Below are 12,984 nucleotides of genomic sequence, written 5' to 3' on the forward strand. Positions count from 1 at the left end.
TCACCCCACCGGGGTCAGCGTGAAGGGCATCTCGATGGTCACCCACCGGTTGACGCCGCAGGCCCCGCTGGGGCCGACGGTCTTGTCCCAGCCGGTCAGCGCGATGGGGTTCGACCGGTCCGGCCAGAATTGAAAGCCCTGTTTGCCCGGGAAGGTCGCGCCGTCGCGACATTTCAGCCACTCCGGCACGGTGTGCGACACCCACCAATAGCCGCTGCGATAGGTCAGGTCGGCGCTCCACCCGTGGTCGCTGTCCACCCGCCCGGTGCAATCCAGATAGCTCTGGCAGGTCGAACTGATGGTCCAGGTGCTGATCAGCGCCGGCCGCTCCTCGAAGCGCTCGTTGGTCTTCGCCCACTGGCCATCGGAGACCGCGGTGTAGACGCCGTTGAGGGCGATCTCGTCGGCGCGGGCCGGTGCCGCACCCAGCCCGCCGAACACAAGGGCGCCGCACGCCAGCAGCGCTACTCGGCGGGTGATCATCCCGGCCCCCTCGGCAGCATCAGGTCGCGCCAATCAGACGGCGCACCAACCAGATTGGACTGCTCGTAGCTGCGGCCGTCGGGTCCCAGATATCGGCCCGTCCGCGGATCGTACTCCGCGATCGCCAACCCCGGCCCAGGGTTCGCGCCGCCGTGGTGGGCACTCGGTGCCACCGGAACGGGCGGGGGCTCTCCGACGGGCGGGGTCCCTTGAGCCGGAGGTGGCTCCTGGGCCGGCAACGGGGTGCCCTCCAGCGGACCGAAGATCTCCGTATCGCCGGCCCGGATGTCGAGCGGAACTCCCTGTGCCACCAGGTTCGGGTCGAACGGCATCGGTCCCAGCGCGTGTTGCCGCATGGCCAACGGCATGAATTCCTTGTCGCTTTCGCAGATCTCCACCGTCGGGGCCCGCTTACCCGGCCGGGTCATGCAGGGGATGTTGCGCGCGCCCCGCACCGCGATCGGCGAGTCCTGGGGCAGCTTGCAGTACAACCCGTCCGGGGTGTCGATGATCGTGGTGTCGGCGGGCGACCGCCACTGCGAGGGCGGCAGGAAGCCGACCATGCAGCCGGGGGGATCGTCCACGGAGATCCGGAAATCGCCGAGGGGAATGCCGGTCGCGTTGTTCTTCGGCATCGACGATTGGTAGTTGCTGGTCGCCGGCGGCAGTAACACCAGCAACTGCTCCAGGCTGGGCCGGTAGGCCAGCGCCACCTGACCCAGGCTGACCAGGTTGGCCAACAGGATCGGCAGGGTCGGTCGGACCCGGTCGAGGAGCGCCGAAACATCCTGCGCCAGTTCCGGTCCGGTCCGCAGGATGGTCCGGATCTGCGGATCGTTGTGGTTCAGTTGGGCGGTGACCGCAGCCATGCTGCGGGTCCAGGTGCGCGTCGACTGCTCCGCCTGGACCATGCCGTCGAGCAGAACCGTGCTGTCGGCCACCAGCCCGCGCACGTCGGTGCGCACGGAGCGCGCGTCTTCGGCCAGCGTCGACGCGGAGTCCAACAGCGAGCCCAGATCGAATCCCGCCCCGTCCAACCCCCGGGCCGACTCGTCCAACAGCGCGGCCATCCGGTCCTTCGGGATGCTGCCCACCAGTTCGCTGACCTCGTCCAGCATCGGCCCGACGGGCTGCGGAATCCGGCTGTTCTGCACCGGGATCACCGACCCGTCGCGCAGATACGGCGGTGCGTCCTGGTCCGGGCGTAGCTCGACGTACTGCTCGCCGACCGCGGACATGCTGCGCACCTCCGCGACGAGCCGCTCGGGGATCCGCGGGCGGGTCTGCAGGGACAGCGTGGCCGTGACACGGTCTCCGGTCAGGTCGACCTCGGTGACCTTGCCGACTTCCACACCGCGGTAGGTGACATTGCCGAATCGGTAAAGGCCGCCCGCCGCGGGCAGCTCGAGCGTCACCGTGATCCGCCCCACCCCCAGCAGGGTGGGCAGCTGCATGTAGGTGTACAGCATGGTGGAGACCGCGACGATCGACGCTGCGGTGAAGATGACCAGCTGTATCCGTACCAATCTGGGGAGCATCAGCCACCACCCGGGAAGTCGGGCATCGGCGGCGCCGGCACCGGTGACGGGGCGTCCGGGGGCGGCGCCGGGGCGGTGAGCGGGCTGGCGCCGTAGTAGGCCTCGTAGCCGGGGTCTCCGGGCGCCGGCACCAGGGGCAGCTCCGAGTTACCCCACCGTGTTCCCGCGGCGAGGCCCTTCTTGAGGCGATGCTGAGTCAGGTCGATGGTGACGAACAGGTTCATGTAGTCGCCGCGGATCCCACGGTCGATCATGTTCTGGCCCAGTGGATATACCGGAGCGAATGCGATCGCGTCGTCGATGTCGGGTCCCACGTCGGCCAGCGCCCCGACCGTCGGGTCGAGGTTGCGCAGGTTGCGCAACAGGTCGTCCTGGGTCTCGTCGATCAGACCGCGCGCGGTGTCGGCGAAGACGCGCAGCTTGTCCAGCATCGTCGTGAACCGGGTCCGCTCCCGATTGAGCACCTCCAGCGCCGGCGGGATCCGCTCGAGCGCGGCGCTGACCACGTCGCGTTGGGCCGCCAGGGTGGCCGCGAGTCGGTTCATCGCCGCAATGGAGGCGATGACGCTGTCGCGCTGCGCATCGAAGATCCCGACGAATCGGTCCAGCCGCTGCAGCAGGTCCCTGGCCTGATCGCGATTGCCGGCCAGGGCCGTGCCGAGATTGTGCACAATGTCGCCGATCTGCCCGAGCCCACCGGCGTTGACCACCGTCGACAACGAGGCCAGTGTCTGTTCGGTGGAGGGATAGGCGCTCGACCGGCTCACCGGCACGGTGGCACCCGGTTCGAGGCGGCCCGCCGGCGGTTCACCCAACGGCGGGTCGAGCGCCACGTGCATCGAGCCGAGCAGGCTGGTCTGGCCGACCGTCGCCACCACGTTGCCCGGCACCTCGATGTCGGAGCGCACCGACACCTCGACGTTCGCCTGCCAATCCTCGAGTCGCATCGAGCGGACGCTTCCCACCACGACGTCGTCGATCAGCACCGGCGAATTGGGTTCCAGCGTCCCGACGTTGGCCAGTTGCACGGTGTACACCACGCCGTCGCTGCCGCGCCCCACCGCACCCGGCAGGGGCAGCGAGTTGACCCCGCCGAACGCGCACCCGGGCAGCAGCGCGCAACACGACAAGGCGGCGGCCCGGCGGAGCAACCTCAGCGATGTCATGAGGGCGGGCCTCCCGCGAGGGCACCGCCGGGTTTCTGCTCGGCGGGCAGCGGCTCGGCCGGACCCACGGGGAGCAGGACATCCGGCAGCTGGGCCGGGGGCCCCATGCCCGGCGGCGGCGGCACGTCGCCGACGCCGGTGTAGGCAGACACCGCCGGCGTCGGCGCCGAGGTCGTGGGCGCTCCGTCGACCAGATGCGGTTCCGTGTAGATCAGCTGATGCGGCGCGGGCTGCGCCGTCAGCAGCGGGTTGAACGGAAAAGGTAGATAGTTGAAGCTCATCGAGCGCAGGCCCGGCCCCAGCGTCTTCGTGCACAGATCGTTGGTCGCGGCCGCGGTCACGTTCTCCAGGGCACCGATCTGGCCGCAGATGAATTTCACCGGGTCGGCGAAGTTGTTCAGGGTGAACACGCCGCTGGCGGCGCCGGTCCGCGGATCGAACATGTTGTAGGCGTTGGCATATGCGGTGGGCGCCACGTGCAGGACTTCTTCGAGGTTGCGCCGGTTGTCCACCAGCGTCTGGGTGACATTGCTCAGCCGCTGCACCTGTTCGACGGTCTGCTCCCGGGTGCCCCGCACGAACCGGGTGACCTCGCCGATCACCTCGGAGATGTTGCGCAAGGCCAGGTCCAGGTCGGACCGGCTGCCGTCGAGGACGGCGCTCAGGGTGGCCAGCCGATCCTGGAACTGCACGATCTGCGTGTTGCTGTCGCGCAGGGTGCTGATGAAGGTGTGCAGGGCCTTGATGATGTCGGCCAGATCACCGCTGCCCTCGGCCAAGATCCGGCCGGCACCGGACAACTGGCGCAGAGTCTCCCGCAGCTTCACCCCGTTGCCGCCCATCGCGTCGGCCGCGCTGTCGATGAACCGGCCCACCGAGGTGTCGGACACCGCCCCGTCGGGACCCAGTTCGGTGGCCAACCGCATCACCTGCTCCTTGACCTCGTCCCACTCCACCGGCACGGCGGTCCGGTCCGCGGGGATCACCGCGCCGTCGGGCATCGTCGGCCCGGTCTCCAGGTAGGCCGGCGTCAACTGCACATACCTGGCCGCCACCAGATTCAGCGCGACGATCACCGCCTGGGCATCGGCCGGGATGGGCACGTCGCGGTCGACGTGCATCGTGACGCGGGCATGGGCACCGACTGGCTCGATGCCGCCGATGGTGCCCACCTTGACCCCGGCGACGCGGACGTCGTCGCCGGGATAGATACCGGTGGCGGTGCTGAAGTAGGCGGTGATGGTGTTCGGCCGGAACAGCGTGGCGCGCACCAGGACCGCGCACCCGGCGAGCAGCACGACGACCAAGACCAGCGCCAGTGGCCCACGCATGCGCGCGCTCACCGCGGCTTCTCCGGGATTCCGTTGTACGGGAACGGGAATTCGGACCGCGGACCGACGTCGTCGGGCGGTTGGCCGGCGTTGACGCCGCGGCGGAAGCCGAACGCGTAGTCCAGGAACGGCTGCAACAGCGGCGGCAGGTCCAGGTTGGGGATGAACGCGGTGTAGAACGGTCCGCTGGCGACCGTCTCCCCCAACGTGACCTGGAACTTGGCCAACCCCGGCAACGCCTTGGCGATGTTTTCGCGGCTGCGCTCCAGCATCTCGGTCACCGCGTTCAGCTTCGCCAAGGTCGGGGCCAACTCCTGTTCGTTGTCGGCCACCAGGCCGGAGAGTTCCCGCGCGACAGCGGAACTGGCGTTGATGAGCTGGACGAGCTGTTGGCGGCGCTGGACGAGGATGTCCAGCAGATCGTTGGCGTTGAGCAGCAGGGTGTCGATCTGCTGACTGCGCTCCGAGAGGATTCCGGTGACCTTTCCGGTGTTGGCCAGCAGCTCGGTCACGGTGTCGTTGCGCCGGTTGACCGACTGCGACAGCCGGGACAGCCCGTCGAATGTCGGCCCCAGTTGCGGGGCGACCCGATCGATGGTGGTGGCCAGGGTGTCCAGCGACTGATTCAGTGACTCGGTGTTGGTGCCGCCGATGTTCGTGGTCAATTCGCCCACCGCCTCCGTCAGGGAGTACGGGGACGACGTGCGGGCCAGCGGGATCACCTCCAGCGGGCGCATGCGGGACTCGCCGTCCGATTCGAGCACCAGCAACCGCTCGCCGAGCAGCGTCCCGGTCCGGATGTGCGCGGTGGTCGTCGAGCCCAGGGGAACCTTGCTGTCCACGGAGAAATCGACCCGGGCGCGGCCCCGCTCCAGCCTCACCCCGGACACCGAACCCACCGTCACGCCCGCGATCTTCACCTCGTTCCCGGGGATCAGGCCGCCGGCCTCGGCGAACACCGCCTCGTAGCGCACGGCGCCGGCCCAGCTGATGATGCGTTGCGGCTGCAGTCCTATCGCGACGACGAGCACCACCAGGACCGCACCGATGAAGCCGGTGCGCATCAGCTGCGGGCCGCGGTATCGATTCATTCCGGCTCCGTGCAGCGGCCGGCTTCTTGCCGGAAGACCGGGAATTCGGCGGTCCGGTTCTGCAGATCCGAGATGCGGATCGCGATCGAACAGATGTAGTAGTTCACGAAACTGCCGTAGGCGCCGATCCGGACCAGTTTGCGGTAGTTCTCCGGCGCCTTCTGCAGGGCCGTCTCGATGCGGTCCTTCTTCGCGTCCAGGGCGGGCGCGAGACGGTTGAGCTGATCGACAGTGGCGGCCAACGGCGGTCGGGCCTCGCCGAGCAGGTCCAACAGCGAGCTGGTGCCACTGCTCAGCGCTTCGATGGCGGCGCCGATCGGCTCCCGCTCGGCGGCCAAACCCGTGACCAACCGCTCCATTCCGTCGACCAGCGCGGAGAATTCAGCGCCGTCGCGGGCCATGGTGCCCATGGCCGCGTTCAGATTGTCGATCAGGTCCTCGAGGAGTTGACCGTTGTCGGCCAGGGCCGTGGTGAAACTCGAGGTGCGGGCGAACAGCGATTCCGCGGTGCCGGCCTGTCCCTGCAGAACCTGGACCAGCGCGGAGGTCAACGCGTTCACGTCGGCCGGGTCGAGTCCCTGGATGACCGGTTTGAGCCCGCCGAGCAGGGAGTCGAGGTCCAGCGCACCGGCGGTGCGCTCCACCGGGATCCGGCTGCCGGCCGGCAACACCGCGGTGGGCCCGGGGCCGTCGACGAGTTCCAGGTACCGGTCCCCCACCAGGTTGAGATAGCGCACGACGGCCGTGGTTCCGGCGGTCAGGGCCACCGTGCTGTCGGCGTCGAAATCCACCACGGCGGTCTTCGCCTCGGTCAGCCGAACCGCACTGACCTGCCCCACGCGGATACCCGAGATACGCACCGTGTCACCGGGTTCGAGGCTCGAGACGTCCTGGAAGACCGCGCTGTAACCGGTGGTGCTGCCGCCGCGGTACTCGCTGAAGATCATCACCATGAAGGCGGTGATCACCGACATCACGACAGCGAAGATCCCGAACTTCCACGCCGGTCCGCGGGTGCGGTTCATCCGGGCTGGCCGATCTGTGCGGAATTGCGTGGCGGGCCGTCCAGCGGTCCGAACAGGGCCTCTTTGAGCGCATCGGAGTTCCAGGTGATGCGCGGATTGTCGTAGCGCCACGGGTTGGCCCCGGTGTCGGCGACGACATAGGGGGTCCGGGTTTCGAACGGCACCTCGGGCATGTGCGTGCACTGCGGTCCGCCCTTGGCGGCCACCTTGGGCAGATTGGCCGGATACCGCCAACGCTCCTGTCCCCACAGGAATCCGGCGAGCACCTCGACCCCGGGGACCGTCAGCGGGTCGGCCTGCGCCATCACCACCATGCCGCCCAGTCCGCAGGTCAGCGCCGGCCCGTATTGGTTGGTCAGGTCCGTGACGGGCGCCAGCAGGCGCAGGGTTTCCGTCAGCGGGCCGCGGTTGGCGCTCAGCACGTCGTTGCCGATGTCGGCCAGGCCGATCACGCTCACCAGCAGCGCATCCAGATTGTCCTGCTCGGCGACAATGCTGTCGCTGATCCGGCCGGCATTCGCGGCGGCGTCGACGAGGTCGGGTGCGACGTCGGCGAAGGTGGTCAAAACCGAAGGCAGGACGGCGATGTCGTGCGCCAGGCTGGGCAACTCGGGCTCCAGTTCGGCGAGCACGGCGTCGAAGTCGGCGATGGTTCGGCCCAGCTGCTCGCCACGCCCGTCGAGGCCGGCCGCCAAGGCGCCCAGAGTCTGATTCAGCTTCTGCGGCTCGATGACCGCCAACACCGCGGACAGCTTCTCGAAGACCGTGTTGACTTCCACGGTGACCCGGTCGGCCCGCACCACGTCGCCCGGCCGCAGCGGCGCCGCGGCGGCTGCGACCGGGGGCAGGAACTGGACGAACTTCGCGCCGAACACGGTGGATGACGCGATGTCCACCCGGGCATTCGCCGGGATCATTGCCAACCGGTCGGGGTCCATCGCCAGCTGGACCGCCGCGGAACCGTCGGGCCGGCGTTCGACGGCGGCGACGCGACCGACCTGGACACCCAGCATCTTCACCTTGGCGTCCGGATTCAACACCAGCCCGCTGCGGTCGGACAGCACGGTCAGCGGGACGCTTGCGGTGAAGCTGCCACGGAAGAACGCTGCCGTCAGCGCCACCAGCGCGACCATGCCCAGGACCGTCACCAGCCCGACGATCGGACGAATCAGGTAGTCGCTCAACACCGGCCTGCCCGGGTGGAACATCCGCGGCCGACCCAACCCGTGCATCACGCGCTCCCCCCGGTCCCCGTCACCGCATCGAGCCGTGCTGCCGCAGCGCATCGGCGCCGCGGCCGTGGGTATCCGTCAGCGCGCGTTGATGTTTCGCCGAAGTGGACGTGAGCGGTCTCCATCGGTGGGGGGGTTCCGGACACGTGGCCGAAGTCCCGTGGGCTGAGCGTGCCGAGACTACGGCAGAAACAGATGTTAGGTCAATAGGATGAGCGCACCGAGTCAGCGAACTCCGCCGGTTCCGCTGGGACCACGGGCGAACTTTGCTTATTTACGCATGTGCAGACACTTGGACCGGCGATAATGCCCTTCGGCCCGGACGGCTCCCGCTCCCGGTTCACGCGGCCCGCTGGACCATGCGCAACAAACCTTAGGGAAGATGTCACGGGTAGCCGGCCCCAAGCCAGGTGAGCTGATCTGATACCGTTTGCCCTCACTGCGGGCTCGCCGGCAGTGGTGTCATCGGCGCTTCGGTGGGACCGCGCGCGGCCCCACCGGCACGACTTCGGCAGCCTGGGAGGTGTGGTGTCGCTGCAGCACTCTGCCGACGGACCGGCGCCGGTGCCAGCCGGTGAAGCCGAGGCGTTCTCCGGGGAGAGTTCCCGGCGCGCCGAGATCCTGGCGACCGCCGAGGCCCTGATCGCCACGACGGGGCTGCGCACATCGTTACAGCAGATCGCCGGCGCCGCCGGCATTCTCACCGGCAGCCTCTACCACCACTTCGCCTCCAAGGAAGCGTTGCTGATCGAACTCGTCCGCCGCTATCACGCGGACCTGGCCGAGGTCGGGGCGACGGGACTGCGCCGCCTGGATGCCGCCGACGCGGCCGGCGTCGAGGACAAGATCGTCGAACTGTCGGCGGACATCGCCCGCTGCGCGGTGCGCAACCGGGCCGCGCTGCAGATGTCCTTCCTCGAGGCCCCCACGGAAAGCCCCGAATTGAAGGCGCTGCTGAGTCGACCGCCGGGCGCCATCCAGGACGCCATGGTGCAAACCCTGCGCGCCGGGCGCTGGAGCGGTTACCTGCGCGCGGACCTGGACCTGGCTCCGCTGGCCGACCGCTTCTGCCAGTCCATGCTGCACGTGGGCCTCGATGTCATCCGGCGTGACGCCGCCCCGGAAGACGTGGCCCGGGTGCTGTGTCAGATCCTGTTGCACGGCCTCGCCGCGCGCCCTCCCGCCGACGCCGACCTCGACCGCTCGGCGGCCCGTTCGGCGGCCGACGCAGTGATCGACCAGTGGGGCGACAGCGCCGACCCGGTGGCCGGCGGGCGCACCGGCCCCACCCGCCCCGACAGCGATGCCAAGGCCGACCACATCCGCCGGTCCGCACGTACCGTCTTCGCGCGCAAGGGGTTCGAGCTGACCACCATCCGGGACATCGCCGCCGAGGCCGGCCTCAACGCGGCAACGGTGTACCGGGTGATCGGCGCCAAGGACCAGTTGCTGGCCTCGATCATGCAGGCCTTCGGCGACAAGATCAGCGCCGCGACGGCGGCCGCGCTCGATTCGGATTCCACCATCGTCGAAAAGCTCGACGCGGTGTGCTGGATCCACATCAACGCCGTGCTGCGGTTCCCCGACGAGTGGAAGATCCAGCTGGCCTGGATGCGCCATTCGCCGCCCACCAGCGAGAGTCCGGCCGAGTCGTTCGGGCAGCGGATGCAGGATCTGGCGATGCTGTTGATCCGGGGCCTACAGGACGGTGACCTGCGAGTAGACCCGCAGCCACCGCTGGACCTGCTGGCCCGCTGCGTCATCGACGTGCTGTGGGTACCGGAGAACCTGATCCGCGGACTGGGCGCCGAGGCCGCGCTCGCGATGGCCCGCGACGACGTCATCCGGGGCGTCGCCGGCCGCGACTGACCGCCCCCGCGTCCCCGGCGACCACCGGCCGGGCCGAACCGGCCGACCGTCGCTGAAACAGATATTAGGCCGTTCCCAGGGGCAGCGATGGCACGTCAGCACCGTGAGATCTACGTAGTTCCTAGCCATTGACCGCGCCACGCCCGCGGCGCTACGGTGCTGAGAACAAAGGTTAGGTTTTCTGGGATCGCCTACGGGTGGTCGGCGGCGGATGGAGCAGGAGCGCCTTGTGACCGACTTCGACACGATGGATTTCTTCACGGACGAGAAGCTCGTCCCCGACCCGTACCCGTACTTCGACCACCTCCGCGCCCGATGCCCGGTCACGATGGCGACCCCGTTCAACGTCCTGACCGTGACGGGATACGAAGAGGCGCTGGCGGTCTACAAGGACCCCGCCTTCTCGTCGTGCGTCTCGGTGGCGGGCCCCTTCTCCGGCCTGCCGTTCGGCCCCGGGGAATCCGACGACGTGTCCGACCTCATCGAGCAGCACCGCGGCCAGGTGCCGATGTCCGAACACATCACCACCGAGGACCCACCGGAACACACCCGCACCCGCGCCCTGCTGAACCGCCTGATCACCCCCAAACGCCTCAGCGAGAACGAAGACTTCATGTGGCGGCTGGCCGACCAACAGCTCGATACCTTCCTGGAGCGGGGGGCCTGCGAGTTCCTGTCGGACTACGCCAAACCGTTCTCGCTGTTGGTGATCGCCGATCTGTTGGGCGTGCCCGCCGAGGACCACGACGAGTTCAAAGCGGCGTTCGCGCTGTCGCAGGTCGGGGAACTCGGGCAGGAGGCACCCACCGAGCACAACCCGCTGAGCTGGCTGAACGAGAAGTTCTACGGCTACATCGAGGATCGACGGCGCGCCCCGCGCGACGATGTCCTGACCGAACTGGCCCAGGCCAAGCACGAGGACGGGTCCACGCCGGACATCGAGCACGTCATGAACCTGTCGACGTTCCTGTTCGCGGCGGGCACCGAGACCACCACCAAGCTGGTCAGCGCTGCGGTGCGGTTCATCGGCGAGGACCCCGGGTACGAGGCGGACCTGCGCCGGGACCGCAGCAGGATCCCGGCGTTCCTCGAAGAGACCCTGCGGGTCGAGAGCCCGGTCAAGGCGCACTTCCGGTTGGCGCGCACCACGACGAAACTCGGTGAGGTCGAGGTCCCCGCCGGCACCACCGTGATGGTGCTGCCCGGGGCCTGCAACCGCGACGAGCGAAAGTTCGAGGACCCCAACAGCTTCCGGCCGGACCGTGCCAACGTCCGCGAACAGATCGCCTTCATCCGCGGAGTGCACTCCTGCCCGGGCGCCCCGCTCGCCCGCGCCGAAGGCAAGGTGTCGCTCAATCGGATCCTCGATCGAATGCGGGACATCACGATCTCCGAGGAACACCACGGCACCCCGGCCGACCGGCACTACAGCTACGAGCCGACGTTCATCATGCGCGGGCTCAGCGAACTCCACATCACCTTCGACCCGATCGGCTGAACCGACCAGCAAAGGACACATACCATGACCGGAAAGCTCAGCGGCAAGGTCGCTTTCATCACCGGGGCGGCACGCGGGCAGGGCCGCGCCCACGCGTGCGCGATGGCGCGCGAGGGCGCCGACATCATCGCGGTGGACATCTGCCGCGACATCCCATCCAATCCCTATCCCCTGGCCACCCCGGACGACCTCGCCGAGACCGAGCGCTCGGTCAAGGAACTGGGCCGGCGGGTCGTGGCCCGCATCGCCGACGTCCGCGAGCGCCACGAGCTCCGCGACGCCCTGGAGGCGGGCCTGGCCGATCTGGGGCACGTCGACATCGTGGTCGCCAACGCCGGCATCCTGCCCATGGCCATGGGCAACCCGGACCCGATGGGCTTCGTCGATGCCTCCGACGTCGACCTGGTCGGCGTCATGAACACCGTGGCGGTGGCGATCCCGCACCTGCCGGACGGCTCATCGATCATCGTGACCGGGTCGACGGCGGGAATGATCCGGGGCACCACCACCAGTCCCGACATGGGTCCCGGTGGCGCGGGGTACGGCTGGAGCAAACGCGTGGTCATCGAATACGTCGAGGAGATGAGTCTTCACCTGGCGCCCAAGATGATTCGCGTCAACGCCATTCACCCCACCAACTGCAACACCCATCTGCTGCAGAACGACGGCATGTACGGGGTGTTCCGGCCGGACCTGATCGCCGAGGGCAAGAAGCCCACCCGCGAGGAGGCCGAGCCGTTGTTCTCGATCTTCCAGGCCATGCCGATCCCCTACATCGAGCCCGAGGACATGGCCCATCTCGGGGTGTTCCTCGCCAGCGACGAGAGCCGCTACATCACCGGCCAGCAGATCCGGGTCGACGCTGGGTCGCTGTTGAAGTGGCCCAACGGTCCGGGTGGATAGCCGCTCAGCTCTGGCGGTGCAGGAAGCCGTGCAGCACGGCCTGGACCAGCTCGTCGACGATCACTTCCCGCGGCGGTGGTCTGTTGCCGAAGAAGGTCGACCGCAACGCCACCATGCCGACGATCATCGCCACCGTCGAGTGTGCGGGCAGATCCGGTTGCCCGGAATGCATTCCACGCAGGCTCATGCCTTCGCCGCTGATCTGGCCGAGCAGCGTCAGCGCGCGCCGGATGTCGGCTATACCGGCGCTCTCGATGTCCTCGTCGCTGAGCCCGTCGGCGGCGACCAGGGTCAGCAACAGGCCCCGGTGATCGACCAGGACGTCGTAGAGTCGGCCGACGAACTGTCGAGCCAACTCCTTCTCGTCGGTCTCTTCGGGGACGACGGACTGCCACGTCGTCCCGAACTCGTCGACGAAGTTGGTGAACGGCAGCACCAGCGCTTCCCGGAACAGGCCCGCCTTCGACCCGAAGTGGCGGAACAGCAGATACTCGGTGACACCGGCGGCTTCGGCGATCTCGCGCGTGGTGGTGCTGCGGTAGTCGCGGCGAGCGAACAGATCCCGGGCGGCCTCGAGCAACAGCCGGCGGGCCTCGCCGGGGGGCCGGCGAGGGGCCGCCTTGGCACCCGTCGACCGCTTTCCGGTCGAACGCCCCTGGGGCACGTGCATCACTCCTCGGACCGCACTGCGCGGTGGAACTTTCAACGATAGGCGCATGCTTGACCCAACCCAGTTAATAGTGTCCACTATTAACTATCGAATTTGCCCGCCAAAGGAGGCAGCCGTGGGCGCACTCGTCATGCTCGGCACACTTTTCGGCCTGATCGTCCTGATCGTGGGATTGGTG

At 68.4% G+C, this 12,984-nt stretch carries 11 protein-coding genes; 3 read left to right on the forward strand and 8 right to left on the reverse strand.

Annotated features, from left to right (window positions below; all coding sequences use genetic code 11):
- The 7 genes from R2K23_RS22705 to R2K23_RS22735 are packed head-to-tail and all read right to left on the reverse strand — an operon-like array spanning window position 1 to window position 7,866.
- A complete protein-coding gene (locus R2K23_RS22705) occupies window positions 1–483 on the reverse strand; it encodes an Rv2253/PknI dimerization domain-containing protein (protein WP_316512808.1) in 483 nt (160 codons plus the stop codon).
- Window positions 480–2,021: an MlaD family protein gene (locus R2K23_RS22710; protein ID WP_316512810.1), complete on the reverse strand. Its 1,542-nt coding sequence runs from the start codon at window positions 2,019–2,021 to the stop codon at window positions 480–482. Before R2K23_RS22710 ends, R2K23_RS22705 begins: the two co-directional genes overlap by 4 nt.
- On the reverse strand, window positions 2,021–3,187 hold the full coding sequence (locus R2K23_RS22715) for an MCE family protein (protein WP_316512812.1): 1,167 nt from the start codon (window positions 3,185–3,187) through the stop codon (window positions 2,021–2,023). The genes R2K23_RS22710 and R2K23_RS22715 overlap by 1 nt, the downstream gene beginning before the upstream one ends.
- Window positions 3,184–4,518, reverse strand: a complete 1,335-nt coding sequence (locus R2K23_RS22720) for an MCE family protein (protein ID WP_316517501.1) — start codon at window positions 4,516–4,518, stop codon at window positions 3,184–3,186. Before R2K23_RS22720 ends, R2K23_RS22715 begins: the two co-directional genes overlap by 4 nt.
- Before the next feature lie 8 nt (window positions 4,519–4,526).
- Entirely contained in the window at window positions 4,527–5,609 is a 1,083-nt protein-coding gene (locus R2K23_RS22725; protein WP_316512814.1) for an MCE family protein, read from the reverse strand.
- Window positions 5,606–6,634: an MCE family protein gene (locus R2K23_RS22730; protein ID WP_316512816.1), complete on the reverse strand. Its 1,029-nt coding sequence runs from the start codon at window positions 6,632–6,634 to the stop codon at window positions 5,606–5,608. The genes R2K23_RS22725 and R2K23_RS22730 overlap by 4 nt, the downstream gene beginning before the upstream one ends.
- The gene (locus tag R2K23_RS22735) at window positions 6,631–7,866 is read right to left on the reverse strand and encodes an MCE family protein (protein ID WP_396892614.1); all 1,236 of its coding nucleotides are present in this window, start codon (window positions 7,864–7,866) and stop codon (window positions 6,631–6,633) included. Before R2K23_RS22735 ends, R2K23_RS22730 begins: the two co-directional genes overlap by 4 nt.
- Window positions 7,867–8,430: 564 nt before the next feature.
- On the opposite strand from R2K23_RS22735, the gene R2K23_RS22740 reads away from it, so the two are divergent.
- From R2K23_RS22740 to R2K23_RS22750, 3 genes are all read left to right on the forward strand, one after another.
- A complete protein-coding gene (locus tag R2K23_RS22740) occupies window positions 8,431–9,735 on the forward strand; it encodes a TetR/AcrR family transcriptional regulator (protein ID WP_316512818.1) in 1,305 nt (434 codons plus the stop codon).
- 229 nt (window positions 9,736–9,964) lie between these two features.
- A complete protein-coding gene (locus R2K23_RS22745; RefSeq protein ID WP_316512820.1) occupies window positions 9,965–11,233 on the forward strand; it encodes a cytochrome P450 in 1,269 nt (422 codons plus the stop codon).
- A gap of 24 nt (window positions 11,234–11,257) precedes the next feature.
- Window positions 11,258–12,136, forward strand: coding sequence for a mycofactocin-coupled SDR family oxidoreductase (locus tag R2K23_RS22750; RefSeq protein WP_316512822.1), 879 nt, complete (start codon window positions 11,258–11,260; stop codon window positions 12,134–12,136).
- A gap of 4 nt (window positions 12,137–12,140) precedes the next feature.
- Here R2K23_RS22750 and R2K23_RS22755 read toward each other — a convergent pair whose 3' ends face one another.
- Window positions 12,141–12,806 (reverse strand): TetR/AcrR family transcriptional regulator, encoded by a 666-nt coding sequence (locus R2K23_RS22755; protein WP_396892617.1) that lies wholly within the window; start codon window positions 12,804–12,806, stop codon window positions 12,141–12,143.
- Window positions 12,807–12,984 lie beyond the last annotated feature (178 nt).

This window comes from Mycolicibacterium sp. MU0050 (assembly GCF_963378085.1).
GTDB classification, from domain to species: Bacteria; Actinomycetota; Actinomycetes; order Mycobacteriales; family Mycobacteriaceae; genus Mycobacterium; species Mycobacterium wendilense.

Excerpts from the sequence above, each read along its gene's own strand:
- R2K23_RS22735 (WP_396892614.1), bottom strand. The coding sequence starts at position 7,866 with ATGCACGGGTTGGGTCGGCCGCGGATGTTCCACCCGGGCAGGCCGGTG.
- R2K23_RS22705 (WP_316512808.1), bottom strand. The coding sequence starts at position 483 with ATGATCACCCGCCGAGTAGCGCTGCTGGCGTGCGGCGCCCTTGTGTTC.
- R2K23_RS22755 (WP_396892617.1), bottom strand. The coding sequence starts at position 12,806 with ATGCACGTGCCCCAGGGGCGTTCGACCGGAAAGCGGTCGACGGGTGCC.
- R2K23_RS22715 (WP_316512812.1), bottom strand. The coding sequence starts at position 3,187 with ATGACATCGCTGAGGTTGCTCCGCCGGGCCGCCGCCTTGTCGTGTTGC.
- R2K23_RS22730 (WP_316512816.1), bottom strand. The coding sequence starts at position 6,634 with ATGAACCGCACCCGCGGACCGGCGTGGAAGTTCGGGATCTTCGCTGTC.
- R2K23_RS22720 (WP_316517501.1), bottom strand. The coding sequence starts at position 4,518 with ATGCGTGGGCCACTGGCGCTGGTCTTGGTCGTCGTGCTGCTCGCCGGG.
- R2K23_RS22750 (WP_316512822.1), top strand. The coding sequence starts at position 11,258 with ATGACCGGAAAGCTCAGCGGCAAGGTCGCTTTCATCACCGGGGCGGCA.
- R2K23_RS22725 (WP_316512814.1), bottom strand. The coding sequence starts at position 5,609 with ATGAATCGATACCGCGGCCCGCAGCTGATGCGCACCGGCTTCATCGGT.
- R2K23_RS22710 (WP_316512810.1), bottom strand. The coding sequence starts at position 2,021 with ATGCTCCCCAGATTGGTACGGATACAGCTGGTCATCTTCACCGCAGCG.